Genomic DNA, 17,715 nt, shown 5'->3' on the forward strand with positions numbered 1-17,715 from the left:
AATTATGATTATCAGCAAGCCGGATGTTGCCAACGGCAAAGGGCACAAGCCCGAATTACCGGAAACCAGTCTTGTAAGCGATATGGACTGTTTGTTCCGTGAGTACCTGGGGGGTCTAAGCCATTGTCTGGAAGAGCTGGCTGCCCAGGATATCAGCGGGGTAGCGGAGCTGATTTATCAAGCTTACAGCCGCCGCCGCCAGATATTTATTGTGGGCAACGGGGGAAGCGCCTCTACTGCTTCGCATATGGCCCGTGATTTGCGTATAGGCACAGCCCTCCGGGGTAAACCCCGCCTGCGCACCTGCAGTCTGGCTGACAATGTGGCTTTTATCACTTCTCTGGCTAATGATGTTAATTATGAGTCTATCTTTACGGAGCAGCTTATCGGCCAGATAGAGCCGGGAGACGTGCTGATAGCTATCAGCTGTTCGGGCAATTCGGCCAATGTAGTACGGGCGGTGGAATACGCCAATGAATGCGGTGCCTCTACGGTGGGGCTGACCGGTTTCGGCGGGGGAAAGCTGCTGGAGCTTTGTGACCGCTGCATAGTCCTTTCCAGCTGTGATTACGGTCAGGTGGAAGATGTGCACCTGAGCCTTGGGCATATCTTTTCCTGTATGGTAAAGGCCCGCATAGCAAAAGAAACTGTCTAGTTCGGGGATTAGCCTTGGAAAATATAATGAGCCTTTCGGTAGTAATTTGTACCCGAAACAGTGCTTCTACTATAAAAGACTGTCTGGATTCGCTTATGCCTGCTTACCGCAGCAGTCTTATCCGCGAAATTATCATAGTGGACGCCCAAAGCACGGATGCAACCTGCCGTATAGCCGGGGATTATCCGGTAAGGATATATTTTGAACCCGGCAAAGGGGTTTATTTCGGTTACCAGTACGCCCTGGGCATAGCTTCGGGGGAATACGTGCTCTTTCTGGACAGTGATGCCTATCTGGATAATACCAGCCTGACCAGCGTTCTTAATACATTTACCGACCCGGAAGTAGGCTTGGTGGGTGTATATTCCTTCAGCCCGGACAAAAGCCGCCTGGGCAGGTGTGCCGGGCAGTGGTGGGACTACCACCGTATGCGTCTTTTAGCCCATTCCAGCTCTTCACTATTCGGGCGCCTTTATCACCGGGTGGTGGGTTTTGGTGCGGTCTATACCAGCGGCCCGTGTTTTATAGCCAGCCGCCAGTGTCTGGAAGCAACCGGCGGCTTTGCCCCCGAATTATACCTGTATTATCTGCACCCGAAACTGGCCTATCCCGGTGATATTATGCTTTCAAAACGGGCTGTTAATGCCGGGTACAAGGCGGTTTGGGCAAACTGCGGGCGGGTTGGGCATTACCCTCCGGCAAACGCCTTGGAATTATGGCGTCAGCGGGTCAATTGGGGGCGGGGTGATGCGGCTTATCTAAAGATATGCCGTACCGGTTTTACCAAAAGGGCTACGTGCGTGCTGTCACGTCTGGGTTCTCCCTTTATGGCTTTGTATCTGGCTTTCAGGTACCGCAACCCGGTTCATTTGTGGTATTTGCCGCTGGCTCAGCTGGCCTGGCTGGGCGGCTATTTTAATTTCAGGCTGAAAAGATGAAAAACGAAGCCCTTTTGCTTTCGTTTTCAAAGCTGTTTGGCATTTTGGCACTGGTTCTGTGGGGTTGTAGCCTGGCGGGAAGCACTTTCAGCCCGGACACAGAAAACATACTTAAGCCGCCGCTGCTTCTTTTTGTCTTGGCGGTGGCATCTTTATGTATGGGGTCGGCATTTCTCTGGAAAATGCGCACCCCGCAAACCCGTTTATTGTGTTTATATACCTTTATAATGTTGATTATGCTCTGGCTCAGCCCGGTTATTCTGCAGTCCAGCCCGGTCTCTGCCCAGTGGACATATGGCATTTATTACCCCAATACCCAGTTTATCAGCCAGACCGGCGGTATAGACCCGGCCGCCTATACCTTTCACAACTGGCCGGGGTTTTTTATACTGGATTATAGTTTGTCTGCGGTATCTGGTACTTCCTGTCTGGATTTTATGGCTTTTTACGGGCCTCTCCTTATGCAGATACTAGTGTTTGTTCCGCTGTACTGTTTATTTAAGAATATTATCCCCAATCCCAATCACCGTTTTGCGGCTATCTGGGTGTTTTATCTGGCAAACTGGGTAGCCCAGATTTATTTTGTGCCTCAGGGAGTAGGGGTTTTCTTTTTGATTTGCCTTTTGGCCCTTATCACCAGCCCCGGTTTTTCCCTTGCCCAGGGAAATGCCGTTTCCCACCGGGTAGTGGTTATTCTGGTGCTGGCGGCACTGACGGTAACCCATTTGCTGACCTCGGTGGCAGCTTTGCTGTGTGTGGCGGCTTTAATCCTAAGCCGTCTGGTAAAGGGGTTTAATCTGGGTATTCTGGCAGTGGTAATGGTGGGCTGCTGGACTATTTACGGGGCGGCCACCCAGTTTGATTCCCAATTGCCGGAGTTTGTTAACCGGGCTTTTGAGCTTGAAAACCTGTTCCAGTTCAGCTCCGCAGGCAGCGGTGGGGAAGCGGGAGCGGCATTCCTGCAAATATCTCAGGTAAGGTTTATCTTTTCAGGCTTATTTGCCGGTCTGGCGGTTTTGGGGGTGCTTTTATCCCTCAAATACCGTCACCGTTTTGATTTTCCCCTGCTGGCTCTGGAAGGGGTGGCAGCGGTGATTTTATGCAGTATGCTTTACGGTTCGGAATTCTGGACGCGGGCATTTCTGTTTTCGCTGGTGCCCATTGCTTATTTTACGGTTAAACTGCTGCGTAACCGCCTGACTACCCTTATAATGGTGGCCGTTTTATTGGTGGCTATTCCGGGGCATCTGCTGGCTCACTACGGGGCAGTATCTGATATGGTCAGCCGTTTTGATGTATCTGCCTGGCAATACCTGGAAAACTATACTCAGCGGGGCTATATAAGCGGTGGTATCAGCTATATAAAACCGGACTATCTGAATCTTTCGCTGAAAAAACTAAGCTGGCAGGATGGTTTGCTGGTTGGGCAGGACTATACAGGCCGTTATCCCCAGTACCTGCAAATAGGCAGGAGTACCGATGTGGACTGGGTTTATTACTATGGGGACAGCCAGTATGTGCCTGCTCTGGAAACTGTGCTTGAAGATTCGCCTGGGTACGGGCTTATCTACCAGAACCGGGAGATGAATATTTACTTTAATCAGGGGGCCAACTGAATTGAAAGACAGCCTGCCTTTGTCTGTCATAGTTTGTGCCAGAAATGCTGAAAAGACTATCAGCCTCTGCCTGGAGAGCATTCGTATAAATAACCCTTGGGAGATAATACTGGTGGACGGAAATTCCACTGATAAAACAGTTGCGCTGGCGGCCGGTTTTACCCGGAATATCTTAAGTGACCAGGGCAGGGGAACCAGCTTTGCCCACCAGATAGGCTCGGAAATAGCCAGTCAGGATTACATAATGTTTGTAGATGCTGATGTGGAACTGCCGCCTGAAGCTTTCAGCCGGATGTTTGCCGAACTGAAAAAATCCGGACTTGAGGGCATATATGCCCAGACCGAAGGGGCAGGGCGGGGAAATTTCTGGGAGAAAGCGGCATCGGACTTTCTTTCCTGCCGCCCCAGTCCGGCCGGAATCTGGTTCGGGGCAGGGCTGGTTAAGCGTGAGATAGTCCTCAAGTATGGCTTTGATTCATTTATAAGCCCAGGTGATGACGTGGATTTTAACCGCCGTGCCCTAAGCGGCGGCTGCGTATTTGGTGTTTCGGCAGTACAGGTCAAACATCACCACCGCACTACTTTTCAAAATGTGGTCCGCCAGTATATCTGGTACGGCAAGGGGCGTTCACGCCTGGCCTGGAAAAACGGCTTGCTTATCCTGCGTTTTTGGCCGCCTTTCCCGGCTGTGTATGGTCTGGTTTATTCGCTGGGGCATTTCAAGTTCCGTCCGCTATCCCTCCATCTTTTGGCACTGGTATTTCAAAGCTGGGGTATGGTGTGTGGACTGGCTGAGCTGGTTTTCAACCCCCCGCCGGACCGGCCGCCCCGGCCTTGCTGGAAGTGGGGTATCTGATGAATATACTCCATCTGGGCAGCGGCAGCCTGAAAATACCCCCGGAGGGTTACGGCGGCATTGAAAAATATGTATTTGAATCTGCCCGCTGTCTGGTGGCCAGAGGCAATAAGGTAGTCATATTTGATATACGCCCGGATAAGGCGGATGCTAAAAGTGAGCGGATTGAAGGGGTAGAGATAGTCCGGATTCACCGCATGTCCACAAACCGGTCTTCCAGTTTGTGGCTTGCCAATATTTATTCGGTATTGAATTTGCTGGTTTTCAGTCTGAGAGCCCGCAGTTATATAAAACGTAACCGTTTTGAGATTATTCATATACACCGTACTCTGGTGGGGCTGATACTGGTGCTGGTTTTGCCCTCCCAAAGGCAGAAAATGATTTATACCCTGCATTCGCCGGTTTGGGTGATGGAGAAGGGCAGCTTCAAAGACCGTCTGAGCCGCAAACTGGATATATTTGTTATAAGGCATATCAAAAGGGTTCTGGTACAGTCAGCCCAGATTAAGGCCATACTGGAGATGGAACGGGTGAAATCCTCCAAAATAAGGCTGCTTCCCTGCGGGGTGGACACCGAGGCTTTCAACCCTGCTCATCGGAGCAATCTTATCCGCTCTAAATATGGCATAGGTGAACGGCTGTTAGTTTTGTTTGTAGGGCGGATAGTGCCTTACAAAGGGGTGGAATACCTGGTGAGGGCGGCTAATCTGGTGGTAAACAAGGCCGGTTTCCGTGAGTGTGCTTTTTTACTGGCCGGGCCGATAGCTGAACACGGTCTGGATGCGCTGGAACATGCCGGATACCCCGGCAAAGTCAAAGGATTGATAAAGGAATATAAGCTGGAGGACTTTGTTTTTTTAACCGGCAGCCTTCCCCAGGACGAATTGCAAACCGCCTTTGCTTCGGCAGATATTTTTGTGCTGCCGTCTTTGGCGGAATCATCACCGGCGGTGGTGCTTCAGGCGCTGGCCTCCGGCTGCGGGGTTATTGCTTCCAATATATCCGGCATACGTGAGCAGGTTATAGATGGGGTAAACGGCGTTTTGGTAAAAGCGGCTGACGAAGCCGAACTTGCCAAACAGATTTTGGAATTTTTGCAATCCCCAGGCAGGCGGTTTGCTATGGGTGCTAACGGAATAGCTTTGGTTAAGGAGCAGTTCAGTTGGGAAGTCCTCTGCGGCCGGCTGGAGGGGATTTACAGGGAGTCAGTATGAATAAAATTTTTATCAGAAAACTGCTGAGCCTGAGCCACCGCTATGGGGGGTATATACCTCTGTCCCGCCTGAATACGGTCAGCCGCTGGCTTGGAAATGAAAAGGGGGAAGTGCTGGATATAGGCTGCGGGGGCGGGTCTGCCATGCTTTTTCTAAACCGCCGGAAGTCATTCAGTGCCTGCGGAGTAGATATAAACCCGGCGCTTATTGCAGATGCCAAAAGCAAAAAGAGCCATCAGCAATATTTCTGTCAGGATATCCTCAGCCTGAATCTGGCTGATAAAAGTTTTGATACGGTTATCTGTCTGGAGCTTATTGAGCATTTGCCCAAAGATGAGGGGTTAGCACTTATTTTGCGGCTGGAGAAAATAGCCCGGAGGCGGGTTATTTTAAGTACGCCGGTAGGCTTTTCCGAAGTAGAGGGCAATCATGATGAGGACGGCTCTGCCCACCAGTGCGGGTATTTGCCGGCTGAACTCAGAGAAAGGGGCTATCTGGTTCGGGGTAACCGTCTGCGTTTGGAAAGGGCATGGTGGCCGTATCTTTTAAAACATTCGCCGGCACTGGCCTCGGTACACTGGGCTTTCTGGCTGGTGACAGGGGTAATTTTCAGTCCGCTGGCATATTTTTTCCCCGACCAGGTAGCTTCGGGTATGGTGTGCCTCAAAGAGGTTGGTTGTGAAGGAAAATAAAGCGGGCAGTCCGCCGTCTATACTGGTGCTTTCCAACGCTGATTTTGAAAGCCGGGGCTTTCAGGCTATTGTACGCGGTCTGGAAAACTGTCTGGGTAAAAGCCTGCCGGGGCTTACCTTTGATTATTTTAGCTTTGCCCCTAAAAGATATAACTATCTGGAAAGCAATAATTTAAAGCTGATTCCCCACCCCTGGGCAAAAGGCAGCTCTGAAACGCTGAATATATTCAGCTACATGGTGCTTATGCCAAAAAGCCTGCTTAAGGCTGTTTATTATAAACTCCGCCCGGCTAAAAACCCTTACCGCCGTTATGCTGCCCTTTTGCATATAAATGTGGATTGTCTGAATGAGACAGATTACGGCTTCAGCTGCGTCTGCCTGAACCTGCTTAAAAGCTGGGCGGGTTTGCGGGCTTTTGGCTGCCCGCTGCTGACTGCCCCGGTGGATATCGGGCCTTTCAATACCCCTGTCAGCCGCTTTCTGGGCAGGTATATACTCTCAAAAGCAAAGCTGGTAGCTTTGCGGGATGGGCTCAGCTATGATTATCTGATTAAGCTTGGGCTTAAGCCTGAAAACCTGTATCTGGGGGCGGATATGGCCTTTCTGATGCCGCCCGCACCGCCCCGGGTGATGAAAGAGGTGCTTACCGCTGAAAAGACGGTTAAGGATAAACGGCTAATTATAGGTATTTCACCCAGTTTGTTTCAGATGGAACTGGGGAATATATTTGGCGGTTCGGCAGCTGACAAACCCGAAATATACCTTGGGCTGATAGCCTCTCTGGCTGATTTTGCGGCTGATACGCTGGATGCCCGTATTTATCTTATCCCCCATGTCCACCCTGATGACAGCCGGGTCTGCCGTGAGGTATATAGCCGGATGCACCGCAAAGATAGTGCGCAGGTATTTAACGGTGATTATCCGTCTGAAATCATAAAGGGGCTGATAGGGGAGTGCCATATTTTTGTAAGCTGCCGCATGCACGCCAGTATTGCCGCTTTGTCTCAGGCTATACCCACCCTGACTTTAGGCTATCAGGAAAAATACTGGAAGCTGCTGGGGAATTACTTGGGGCAGTCTGACTATCTGGTAGATATCAAAATGCCAAAGGCAGAGGATATTCAGGATACTCTCAGGCAGAAACTGGCCTATATGGCAGCCAACCGCCCTGAAATCAGTTTAAAAATAAAAGAGCGGCTGGAAGTAATAAACCAAAGGGCATCTTTGTACGGGCAGAAAGTTGCAGAAATAATCAGCCGCGGGAAGCCCGTTTCCCGATAAGCCTTTCGGCCAGGCCGCTAAGCCCTGTCCAGAAATGTTTGGCCGGTTCTATAATCAGACTGGAGTTAGTCCTGCCCAAATGGTAGTTTATAACCTGTTCAATAGTATACAGGTAAGCTATCCTGCGGGCGGGCGGATGGGGGGCGGGGTATTCGGGCAGTTTCCAGCCCAGCAGGGGCAGAACAGCTTTTTTGGCGGCATAATCCTGCCGCTTGTTTCGCCACTCCATTACCCGCTTGGCGGCCAGAGGCCGGGATTTGATACACCCGTTTTTGACGGCGCTTTGGTATAAATTCTGTCCGGTGCCGCCCCGCACAATCACCGCTGAGGTCCCCTCATGGTCATTTTCCAGTTCTTTCAGCCAGGCATCTCCCAGAGAGATGTCTGCCAGTTCGTTCAGCTGGTCATTGCACATCAGGCAGCGGCGCGGGGTGAAAAAACCGTGTCCGTGATAAGGGTGGTAAGCCTTTAAAGGCAGGCTGAGAGTAGTCCCGCCGCATGTTTCCAGCCGCATATTCCCCGGCCAGCCGTCAGTACGGTAACTAAGGCCTGTTACCGAATCTTTATTTATGCCCTGCCTTTTAAGTATATATTCTGTCCCTTTGAAACTCATGGTGCTTGAGCAGACTATACCCAGATGCAGCACTATCCGTTCTTTCAGTACCGGGTTTTGGCGCTCTGCCTTGCGGATAGCCTGAATATGGCAGGGCAGGCCTGCCACTGCATAACGCCCCGGTTTGGCGGCTATCTCTGACATGGCTGTGTTGGCGGCAACCGGGCAGTATTTAGACCCGGCGGCCTGTTTTAATTCCTCTGCCGTACGGGCAATAAAACCTGTGGGAGTAAGGGGTGAAAAGGGGGGGGCAATGCTGACTAATGCCCCGTCTATTAAGCCTGTTTCCAAAGCATAAGCTAGCAGCGTGGTAGCTATTCCGCCCGAAGTGGAAAGGTGACGCTGCAAACTGTCACTGCTGAAAGCAGTATAACAGCTGTTTTCAATTAAAAAGGGTGATTTACCGCCGAAAAGGGCTTCGGTGTATTCATCCAGATTTATTCCTGTGCCGGGGCAAACTTTCAGGCATTTGCCGCAGTTCTGGCAGAGGGCTTCGTTCAGCTTCGGCAGGTAAATGCCTTTCTGGGGGTCAATCTGCATTTTTATAGCACCGGCAGGGCAGACCGCCTGACAGATACCGCAGCCGCAGCAAAGTTTCTGCCGCAGGGTTACAAGTATACTCTTTGGCGCTTTTAGGTTAGCCATTAAGCGGGGCACTCCTGTTGGCAAATAGTCTGCTGCTGACATATACAGCGCAGACAGATTGGGCAATCACCCAGGCCAGACCCGCTCCGTTGATACCCATGGACGGTATAAGCCCGAAACTTAGTATTAAACTTAATCCGGCAATCAGGCAGTTCAGGGCGATAAGCCCTTTCAGGCGTTTTTTTACTTTCAGGCTGCCCATATAGATTACGTTCAGGGTTTGGGGCAGCAGGCCTATTATCATTATCCTGAGCAAACCGGCCGATGACAACGCATATTCCTGCCCGAAAAAGAGCAGTATTTTATCCGCCAGCAGAAAAAATATTATAACCAGCGGCAGTATAAGCCCCAGGCTTAGCTTCAGGCTCTTTTTGATATGGGTAGATAAGCCGTTTTCATCATGCGAACCCTCACTGAACAGGGAAGTGGAAACAGAGGCGGGGATGGTGGTAAGGGCGGCAGCAGTACTCCAGCCTATATAAAAATAGGCATTGGATTCCGCCCCCAGTATACCCAGTACCAGCAGGGGCAGGAGCAAGGCTGGTGCCGAGCCCAAAAATTGGGATAGATTGTTGCCCAGTGAGAACCCGAAACTTGATTTTATATAAGGTGTGCAGAGTTCAAAACCGGGGCGGAAGCCTTTTGAAACTCTGGGTATAAAGCCGAATATTGCCACCAGCAAAGCGGCTATCAGGGCTACACCCCAGGCCAGAATAATCCCGTTTTCCGGGAAAAGGCTTGCCAGAATAACCACCAGTATCAGCCGCAGTCCGCTGGCTGTTATTACCCTTAGGGTGGAATACCCTGAGTGCCGCTGGGCAATCAGGCTGTCATCTGCAATGGAATTAAGGGCGGTGGCGGCGGTAAAAGCGGTAAAGGCAACCGCCAGCAGCAGGTTTTGACGCAGAAAGACAAGTTCCGGTGACCATAAACCCAAGCCCAGTAAAAAGATAACCCCAGCCAGTATGGAGACTATAAATGTAAGGCTGATAGATGAGTTTATAATGCTTTTAGTCGGGTAAGCCTTCTGGGGCAGGAAGCGGATAATCCCAAACCCCAGCCCCAAATGTGAAATAGTACCCAGCAAAGACATGGCAGATATGGCAGCTCCGGCCAGCCCCACCGCCGCCGGGGGAAAAAAACGGGCGGCCAGTATCCAGAAAACAAAGCTGAGGGCGGCGCCTGCCCCCCCGGCTATCATCAGAAAAATGGCATTTATATAAAGAGGAGAGCGGATTTTATCAAAGAACCGGTATGGCTGCAGGTTAGCGGGACGGGTATCGGCAGCCGCATCAGGGTGGATCTTGTTAAACATATGTGCCACAAAGTCTCCAAGCCAAGTTCAAGCTATAGCCTGACAAACATATAATAGCAAAAATAACGACAAAAGGCTATATATTATCTGGCGTAACCGTGTCAGGTATCTTAGGGATGCGGGTTTTGTCACTTGTACTTGGCGGCTATATTTTCTAAACTGATAAAGATGAATTATTTTAAAAAGAAACGGTCAGGACTGCTTTTCGGCCTGATGTTTATCTGTCTGGCAGGTGTTACTTTTTTCTTCTGGGCGGTGCCGGATGTGCTTGGCCAGCAGTATATTAAACAGCTGGATTACTTGCCTTCACCCCAGGCAGGCGAAAAGATACTTATATTTTCACCCCACCCGGATGATGAGACTATTGCTTTGGGTGGATATATTGCCAGTGCCTGTCAGGCCGGTGCCGAGGTGGAAATTGTGCTGGTTACCGATGGCAGCAAGTTCGTAAATAAAGATATCCGCTACCAGGAGTTTGAGAATGCCTGCCGTCTGCTGGGGGTACCGGCGGATAATCTGGTGTTTTTAGGCTTTAAAGACGGCAGCCTCCAGTCAGTGCCGCTTACCCGCCTGGTAGACTCATTTAATCTTTTGATAAATGAATTTGCACCGGATATTGTATTTTATCCCCATCACAAAGATGCCCATGATGACCACGCGGCCATAAGCAGGGCAGTGGGGCAGTCTTTGAAAGTGAGTCCCGGCATCCGGTGTTACGAATATCTGGTGCATTACCGGATTTTCTTCCCCCAGCCGCGGGTTTATAATTCTAATCTGTATCTGTTGCCCCCGCTTACGCTGGTAAATGAAGACCAGAACTGGCTTCGGTTTGACCTTTCTGAAGGAGTATTGGAGCAGAAAACGCGGGCCTTGGAAGCTTATGAGAGCCAGCTGAAAAATCCATTCCTTAAGCCTCTTATCCAGAGTTTTATCCGCCAGAATGAGCTGGTTTGCCTGCCGAATTAGATTGGCTAGGTTTTTTACAGATTTTAGTCCGGCAGAGTGAGGATTAACAGGGATAAATTAGATGCCCTGAGCCGGAGATTACAGTTTTGCTGGCGGCTTCGGGCTTGCCTTTGGCGGCCCCAGCGGCTAACATTTAGACGCGGTCTGTTAAGTATATAAAGATTATCGGGAGCGGCCGGATATGGATAATATTTTAGATAAGAAATGGGCTTACCGTGAACTTGGTCAAACGGGCATAGGGCTTAGTCCTTTGGGTTTGGGCAGCTGGCAGTTTTCCCGCGGCAAGGGGGCGGCTATCGGTGTTTGGGGTATGCTGAACCAGACCAAAGTAAATGAGATTGTGCTTAATTCGCTTGCGGGCGGCATAAACTGGTTTGATACCGCCGAAGCTTATGGCATGGGGCAAAGCGAAGAGTCTCTGGCCGAAGCTTTGAAGCAGGCGGGTATCCGGCCGGGTGAGTGTTTTATAGCTACAAAATGGCAGCCTACCATGCGCTCGGCCTCTTCTCTGAAGACCCTTTTGCCCATACGTGAGGGCTTTCTAAGCCCGTATAAGGTAGATTTGTATCAGGTGCATTTCCCGGGGCTTTTTGCCTCCATTGATGCCCAGATGGATAACATGGCCGCTTTGTATAAAGAAGGCCGGATACGGGCTATAGGCGTCAGCAACTTTAATGCTTCCCAGATGCGTATTGCCCAGAAACGTTTAAACAAACACGGGCTGTCACTGGCTTCAAATCAGGTCAAGTATAATCTGCTGGACCGGCAGATTGAGACAAACGGGGTGCTAGAGACTGCCCGCGAACTGGGTATCAGCCTGATTGCTTATTCTCCGCTGGCTATGGGTGTTCTTTCAGGTAAATACCAGCGTAATCCGGAGTATCTGGAGATGGTGCCTTTTATCCGCCGTAAAACTATCCGCCGCGCGCTGGAAAAGAGTATGCCGGTTATAGCTAAGCTCTCTGAAATATCTGCTAGCTACAATGCGGATATAGCTCAGGTAGCTTTGGCATGGGTAATTTACGGGCAGGGGGACACTGTTTTCGCTTTAGCCGGTGCCAGTACCCCGGTGCAGGCAAGTGAAAACCTGAAAGCCCTGGATATAAAACTGACCGCCGCTGAGATAGCTGAATTAAACAGTGTTTCCGGGTTTTAGGTTTGTCCGGGAGGGTCTGTTTGGGAAGGAGGTATTTGCCGCTGGCAGCAGGGACGGGCGTCCAGTTCGAAAACTCCCCCCTCTATCCGCAGGGCTTTACCTTTTAAGAGGGCGTCTGCTACTTTGTATCTGGCGGAATAAAGCATTCGCTGGAAAGTAGGTCTGGAGATATTCATTTGCCGGGCAGCCTCGGCCTGTTCCAGCCCCAGCAGGTCTTTTAAACGCAGGGCCTCGGCTTCCTCGGTAGACAGCTGGTTCTCCTCAAGCAGGCTAAGAGGTATGCCGGCAGGCTTATAATAGGCTACTTTGGGTATCTCACTTATGCGGCGGCATTTGTATGGTCGGGGCATGGTGTTTACCTTTCAGTTTCTTTGGCACTTGGAATCAGAATAGCTTTTGCTTTTATTTGTGTCAATATTTTGCTCCGGACTGTATTTACGTATTATTACTAATTGACCAGATGTCTTTATTAGATTAAATTCAGAAAAGGAGGGCAAAACAGATGGCAGATACCAATTTTATAAATCAGCAGTTAGAACTTTTGAAAGATCCGGATGGGCTGAAACGCCAGTCTGCCCGGCTGGAGCTTGAAGATTTAGGCAGCGCCAGTGTGCCGTATTTAGTAGCTAAACTGGACGAATATCAGGGTGAAGCGTTGTGGGAAAGTGTCAAGGCTCTTAGCCGTATCGGTGACGCTGCATCCGCCCCGGCTCTGGTCAAACTTCTCTCTCACGAGGTATCCGATATACGCTGGCTGGCTTCTTTGGGTTTAATAAAGATAGGCAGAGAAGCGGTGGGGCCGGTGCTTAGGGCTCTTAGTTTGTCAGATGCGCGTTCCCCCTTCCTCAGGGAGGAAGCCCACCACGTGCTTACCAGTCTGCGGGATAAAGCGCTGAAAGATGATTTGTCCGGGGTTATAAGTGCTTTGGAGAGCAATTCCCCCCGGTCTGCTGTGCCGGTAGCCGCTGAGGAAGCACTTCTAAAGCTGAAACTTTAGGGGCGGACTTTCGGGCAGAACTAAATAGAAGCATTTAGAAGTAACTAAACTAAACCGCAGTAATTTATGGCAATTTATGGTCAAAAAATAAGCTGTATTTACTTAAAACAAATCAGTATCTCTCTATTATACCTCTGTAGCTTGACTGCGGGGGTATAATAGAGGTACAATACACTTGGTATCAAGGACACGAGGAGGTATTTGTCACTCCAAAGTGAGAAAATATACTTAAATATAGTCTTGGTGACCCGTTATAAAACGGGTTTTATCCCCGGCCCTTTCCGCTGTTTTTAATCTTCCGGTTGTTTTCTTCTCAGTTGTTTTGTGTCATTCTGCTAGTCTTAGCGTAGTTTCAAACCTCTTTATTCAAGCTGTCCGCTTGTCCAGCCGTGTTCTCTTAATTCAGCTTTTGGGTTGGGGTGTATCCCGCACAAAGGAAGGATTAACATGGTTTTAACACATATTGAAGAAAAGATGCCCCAGACCTCTTTGCCGGAGCATGATTACCGCCTGATGGCCCACAAGATAAGCTCTGACTACAGTGAGGAAGAGTGGGGGAACTGGAAATGGCATGTCTCCCATACTATTAAGGACTTGGCTACCGTTGAAAAACTGCTGGGGGTGAAATTTTCAGCTGAAAAACGCCGCAGTCTGGAAGATACTATCCGCAATTTCCCCATGAGTATTACCCCGTATTATTTTTCCCTGATTGACCCCAAAAATTTTGAAAATGACCCGGTTTTTATTCAGTCTGTACCCAGTGCCGCCGAGCTTAATTTCAGCTGCCATGACAAGGAAGACCCACTGGCTGAAGATGTGGACAGCCCCGCCCCCGGCATTACCCACCGCTATCCTGACCGGGTGCTGTTTCATGTTTCAAACCGCTGTGCCATGTACTGCCGCCACTGTACCCGCAAACGTAAAGTGGGGGATGTTGATAAGACCCTGTCCCGTGATGACCTGGTAAAGGGCTTGGAATATATTAAAAATACCCCCCAGGTGCGGGATGTGCTGCTATCCGGGGGTGACCCCCTGCTGCTTTCAGACAGCATGCTTGAGTGGCTGCTGTCTGAGCTGAAGGCTATACCCCATGTGCAGGTAATACGCATTGGCACGCGGGTGCCGGTGGTACTGCCCCAACGGATTACCCCCCATCTGGTAAAAATCATTAAAAAATACCACCCTGTCTGGGTAAATACCCACTTCAACCACCCCCGCGAGATTACTGCTACCTCTATCCGGGCGCTTCGCCTGCTGGCGGATGCCGGTATCCCGCTGGGTAATCAGACAGTCCTGCTGGCCAAAGTAAATGACTGCCCGCGGGTTATGAAGGCTCTGGTGCACAAGCTGGTGGAAAACAGGGTAAGGCCTTACTACCTGTATCAGTGTGACCCGGCGCAGGGGCTTTCCCATTTCCGCACTTCCATAGGCAAGGGAATAGAGATTATTGAAAATCTTATCGGGCATACCAGCGGTTTCGCTGTGCCTACATATGTAATAGACGCCCCCAACGGCGGCGGCAAGATACCCATTATGCCGAATTACCTGATATCCCAGTCTTCCAGCAAGGTTATCCTGCGTAATTACGAAGGGATTATAACCGCCTATTACCAGCCGGAAGACTATCACCCGCCCAAGTGCGGCCAGGACTGTTCGGCCTGTAACCTTGAGCTTGATTTAAACGGTGCGGCCGAAGGGTCACTGGTGGGCATTGCCCGTTTGCTTTCAAACCATGAAGACACAGATTATTTAGTCCCCACCGAATGTGACCGGATGGACCGCCGCAAGAGCGGTTATGACCAGATAGTCACTCTGGGTACGTCTTTGATTCAGCACGGCAAAAACAGTGACCGTATTTACCTGATGCGGCTGGCTGCCGAGGAAACCGCTACCCTGCTGCCTGAAATGCAATCACTGGCCGCTGAAAACGGCTATACCAAGCTGTTTGCCAAAGTGCCCGGTGATGTTAAAACCCTGTTTGAGGCAGACGGTTTTGAAACCGAAGCGGTTATTCCCTGTTTTTACGGCGGGACTAAAGCCGGTTATTTTATGGGCAAATTTATAGATGAGGGCAGGAAAACAGAGGAAAATGCAGAATTGCTGGAAGATGTGCTGAAGGTGGCCCATTCCAAAGCCGGTAAGGCACTTTCGTTTAAACTGCCTAAGGGATACACCCTTCGCAAATGCACTGCTGATGATACTGCGGCCATGGCCGAGGTGTTTTCCACTGTATTTGCCTCATATCCGTTCCCTATTTACGAACCGGAATATATCAGCCGCACCATGACCGAGAGTATAACCTATTATGGTATCTGGCACGGGCAGAAACTGGCGGCGCTGGCTTCGGCTGAGCAATATCCTCTGGAAGGTCATGTGGAACTGACAGATTTTGCTACCCTGCCGGATTACCGCCGCCGCAAGCTGGCGGGTATCTTGCTGCATACTATGGAAACCGAAATGAAACAAAAAGGTTTCGGGGTAAGCTATACGTCTGCGGTGGCAGAGTCTTACGGTATGAATATAAGCTTTGCCAGACAGGGGTATGAGTTTGCCGGCAGGCTTAAGAATAATACCCAGATAAACGGCGGCCTGAAAAGCATGAATATCTGGTACAAATGCCTGAAGAAACAGACTGAATAAGCCGGATTTTTATGGTGTTATATAAGAAAGCGGACACCTCTGAGAGGTGTCCGCTCTTTTTCTTACAGACGTGTATTATTTCAGGCGGTGGGGTCTATTACCCGTCCGGTAAAGAGGGTAGTGCCGGTAGCCATATCTACTATACAGAAGATAAAAGCCCTGTCAATAGACAGGGTAACAAGTTCGGTTGGGGCGGAAGTCAGGTTTATACTTACGGCTGTTGCCGCGGCCGCTTCAGTGCCGCCTTCGCTGACAGATATAAATGACTTGTGGAATACATCACCTATCATAAGGTTATATCCGCCGTCCATCTTGGAGAAATCTGCCTGGCTGCCAAAGGCAGTGGGCATACCCAGGGAAGACAAAGCGTCTTTAAGGGTAAACTTTGATTCAAAGCTGAACTTGGGCAGGGACAGGTTTATCTGGTTGGATTTGATAGAAGAAAGTATCTTTGCCAGCATCTGCCCGGAAAGGGCATTTTCCACCTGGGCAAATTTGCCTTCATCCGGCAGAATAATCACCATTGAGAGCCCGTTTCCGGCATAAGCCAGCTCTACAGCCTGAAAATCATCTCCGCTGTAATAGCCGTGGTTTTCAATCTGGCGCAGCATCTGCACATTTACGCTGGTACCGTTTTGCAGGTAGAAAAGGCCGCTTTGAGTATTTTCTTCATCAAAGGGTGCTGCCCAGGCGGCATTAAAGTAGATAGCATTGGTCAGCACCAGACGGGTGGTTGCATCTATGCCGTCAGCCGGGATAAGGTCTTTGATTTTGTCTTTGGTTGCGTCTGATACCCAGTCATTTATGACCTTGCGGGCTTCTTCGGAATTAGCGGCAAAGTCCAGCACCCTAAGACCTGCCCCGTAATTCTGGGCCAGTGTATCCAGAAAATCTGACAGGAAGGTGTAGTCTTTCTGCCCCCAGATGGCATTTACCAGCTTGAGTTCAAAAGTGCCTTCATCTGCTTCCTTGGCCTGAGCCTCTCTTTTATTCAGTTCCTGGTCAATAAAGTTAAAAAAGGCATGCAAATCAGCATCCGGCAGCAGGTAATTAAGGGTGTTTTGCATTTCGGTTTTGGTGGCGGTATCTGCCCCGGCATAGGTCATGGCCAGAGCAATGGAAATGCTGAACGGGGAGTAAAAGAAGTTGCCTTCCTCGGTGCCTTTCAGGTAGCGGTACAGTTTAAAGGCTAAATCATTATTGGCTTGGACTTGGGTGTTTAAACTTTGCTGGCTGACATTCGGACTTAAGATCCGGTCTTTGTCAGATTTCAGTTCTTCAGCCGAAACACCGCCCGCACAGGCGGTAAAGGTGAATAAACTGACTACGGCCAGCAGCGAAAGCGCAAGTTTGGTTTTCATGCTCATATCTCCTTGTTTTGTCTGCAAATATTAAAACGCACAGGGGTTAAAAAGGATAGCATAGGATAAAAATGCCCGTAGACCATTCCAGCCCAAAGGTTTATAATTGTAGTTTCTTTCAGGAGGACCGATATAAATATACGCAAAGCGGAGCGCTTTTCTTCATTTTCTCATCTGGCAGGGGCGGTGGGGGGTGTGCTGGCACTGATAGTGCTGGTCATACTTAGCTGGGGGAACTGGGATATCATGGCGGTCTCAGTCATTTATGCGCTGGCTGTTATCAGCCTGTTTTCTTTCAGTACCATTTACCACGCCCTGAAAAAACAGGAAAATGAAATAAATGTCTGGCGCAAGCTTGACCATATAGCCATATTTATAATGATAGCCGGTACTTATACCCCCATGGCTTATATCTATCTGGACGGGGGCTGGCGGCTGGGTATGCTTATTGCCACCTGGGCTTTTGTGCTTATAGGTGTATTCCAGAAGGTATTTTTCTTGAATGCCCCCCGCTGGCTCTCACCGGTAACCTATCTGGGTATGGGCTGGATGGCGGTTTTCCCTTTAAGAGAGTTTTGGCTGAATATGCCGTCTCTGGTGTTCTGGCTGATTGCTTGCGGCGGTTTGGCCTACAGCATAGGGGCGGTTATTTACGGTATTAAAAAGCCAAACCCGGTGCCGGGAGTATTCGGCTTCCATGAGATATTCCATGCCCTTATACTCTTGGGCTGGGCGTTTCATCTGGCGGCGGTTATACTGGCTACTTAGG

16 protein-coding genes are annotated in these 17,715 nt (G+C 49.9%); 12 read left to right on the forward strand and 4 right to left on the reverse strand.

The features are described from left to right. The first annotated feature begins 4 nt into the window (after window positions 1-4). The 7 genes from ACE6F3_RS03580 to ACE6F3_RS03610 are packed head-to-tail and all read left to right on the forward strand — an operon-like array spanning window position 5 to window position 7,253. Window positions 5-655, forward strand: a complete 651-nt coding sequence (locus ACE6F3_RS03580; protein ID WP_324665684.1) for an SIS domain-containing protein — start codon at window positions 5-7, stop codon at window positions 653-655. Between the two features lie 14 nt (window positions 656-669). Further along, on the forward strand, window positions 670-1,593 hold the full coding sequence (locus tag ACE6F3_RS03585) for a glycosyltransferase (RefSeq protein WP_324665682.1): 924 nt from the start codon (window positions 670-672) through the stop codon (window positions 1,591-1,593). Continuing rightward, window positions 1,590-3,209, forward strand: a complete 1,620-nt coding sequence (locus tag ACE6F3_RS03590) for a hypothetical protein (protein WP_324665680.1) — start codon at window positions 1,590-1,592, stop codon at window positions 3,207-3,209. The genes ACE6F3_RS03585 and ACE6F3_RS03590 overlap by 4 nt, the downstream gene beginning before the upstream one ends. A gap of 1 nt (window position 3,210) precedes the next feature. Further along, complete coding sequence (locus ACE6F3_RS03595; protein WP_324665678.1) at window positions 3,211-4,065, forward strand: glycosyltransferase family A protein; 855 nt, start codon at window positions 3,211-3,213, stop codon at window positions 4,063-4,065. Then, window positions 4,065-5,279, forward strand: a complete 1,215-nt coding sequence (locus tag ACE6F3_RS03600; RefSeq protein WP_324665676.1) for a glycosyltransferase family 4 protein — start codon at window positions 4,065-4,067, stop codon at window positions 5,277-5,279. Before ACE6F3_RS03595 ends, ACE6F3_RS03600 begins: the two co-directional genes overlap by 1 nt. Further along, the gene (locus ACE6F3_RS03605) at window positions 5,276-5,971 is read left to right on the forward strand and encodes a bifunctional 2-polyprenyl-6-hydroxyphenol methylase/3-demethylubiquinol 3-O-methyltransferase UbiG (protein ID WP_058292296.1); all 696 of its coding nucleotides are present in this window, start codon (window positions 5,276-5,278) and stop codon (window positions 5,969-5,971) included. The genes ACE6F3_RS03600 and ACE6F3_RS03605 overlap by 4 nt, the downstream gene beginning before the upstream one ends. Beyond that, complete coding sequence (locus ACE6F3_RS03610; protein WP_324665674.1) at window positions 5,958-7,253, forward strand: polysaccharide pyruvyl transferase family protein; 1,296 nt, start codon at window positions 5,958-5,960, stop codon at window positions 7,251-7,253. Before ACE6F3_RS03605 ends, ACE6F3_RS03610 begins: the two co-directional genes overlap by 14 nt. Here the strand turns inward: ACE6F3_RS03610 and ACE6F3_RS03615 are convergent. Both ACE6F3_RS03615 and ACE6F3_RS03620 read right to left on the reverse strand, forming a co-directional pair. After that, window positions 7,225-8,511: a Coenzyme F420 hydrogenase/dehydrogenase, beta subunit C-terminal domain gene (locus tag ACE6F3_RS03615; protein WP_324665672.1), complete on the reverse strand. Its 1,287-nt coding sequence runs from the start codon at window positions 8,509-8,511 to the stop codon at window positions 7,225-7,227. The two genes, ACE6F3_RS03610 and ACE6F3_RS03615, sit on opposite strands and share 29 nt — an antisense overlap. Further along, on the reverse strand, window positions 8,504-9,826 hold the full coding sequence (locus tag ACE6F3_RS03620; RefSeq protein WP_324665669.1) for an oligosaccharide flippase family protein: 1,323 nt from the start codon (window positions 9,824-9,826) through the stop codon (window positions 8,504-8,506). Before ACE6F3_RS03620 ends, ACE6F3_RS03615 begins: the two co-directional genes overlap by 8 nt. Window positions 9,827-9,994: 168 nt before the next feature. Here ACE6F3_RS03620 and ACE6F3_RS03625 point away from each other — a divergent pair, with 168 nt between their 5' ends. Together ACE6F3_RS03625 and ACE6F3_RS03630 are read left to right on the forward strand one after the other, a co-directional pair. Continuing rightward, entirely contained in the window at window positions 9,995-10,792 is a 798-nt protein-coding gene (locus ACE6F3_RS03625; RefSeq protein WP_324665667.1) for a PIG-L family deacetylase, read from the forward strand. Between the two features lie 181 nt (window positions 10,793-10,973). After that, window positions 10,974-11,948 carry an aldo/keto reductase gene (locus tag ACE6F3_RS03630; protein WP_324665665.1) on the forward strand — a complete coding sequence of 325 codons (975 nt, stop codon included), beginning with the start codon at window positions 10,974-10,976 and terminating at the stop codon, window positions 11,946-11,948. Here ACE6F3_RS03630 and ACE6F3_RS03635 read toward each other — a convergent pair. Continuing rightward, on the reverse strand, window positions 11,945-12,298 hold the full coding sequence (locus ACE6F3_RS03635) for a DUF134 domain-containing protein (protein ID WP_010936021.1): 354 nt from the start codon (window positions 12,296-12,298) through the stop codon (window positions 11,945-11,947). The genes ACE6F3_RS03630 and ACE6F3_RS03635 overlap by 4 nt on opposite strands. Before the next feature lie 152 nt (window positions 12,299-12,450). Here ACE6F3_RS03635 and ACE6F3_RS03640 point away from each other — a divergent pair, with 152 nt between their 5' ends. Then, window positions 12,451-12,945: a HEAT repeat domain-containing protein gene (locus ACE6F3_RS03640; protein ID WP_010936022.1), complete on the forward strand. Its 495-nt coding sequence runs from the start codon at window positions 12,451-12,453 to the stop codon at window positions 12,943-12,945. 447 nt (window positions 12,946-13,392) lie between these two features. Further along, window positions 13,393-15,585, forward strand: a complete 2,193-nt coding sequence (gene ablA, locus ACE6F3_RS03645; RefSeq protein ID WP_041341092.1) for a lysine 2,3-aminomutase — start codon at window positions 13,393-13,395, stop codon at window positions 15,583-15,585. 80 nt (window positions 15,586-15,665) lie between these two features. Here the strand turns inward: ablA and ACE6F3_RS03650 are convergent, their stop codons facing one another. Then, complete coding sequence (locus ACE6F3_RS03650; protein WP_324665662.1) at window positions 15,666-16,946, reverse strand: serpin family protein; 1,281 nt, start codon at window positions 16,944-16,946, stop codon at window positions 15,666-15,668. 138 nt (window positions 16,947-17,084) lie between these two features. Between ACE6F3_RS03650 and ACE6F3_RS03655 the strand changes: the two genes are divergently transcribed. Then, the gene (locus tag ACE6F3_RS03655; protein ID WP_392655052.1) at window positions 17,085-17,714 is read left to right on the forward strand and encodes a hemolysin III family protein; all 630 of its coding nucleotides are present in this window, start codon (window positions 17,085-17,087) and stop codon (window positions 17,712-17,714) included. The last annotated feature ends 1 nt before the right edge of the window (window position 17,715 follow it).

It is taken from the genome of Dehalococcoides sp. THU4 (assembly GCF_043231265.1).
GTDB classification, from domain to species: Bacteria; Chloroflexota; Dehalococcoidia; order Dehalococcoidales; family Dehalococcoidaceae; genus Dehalococcoides; species Dehalococcoides mccartyi.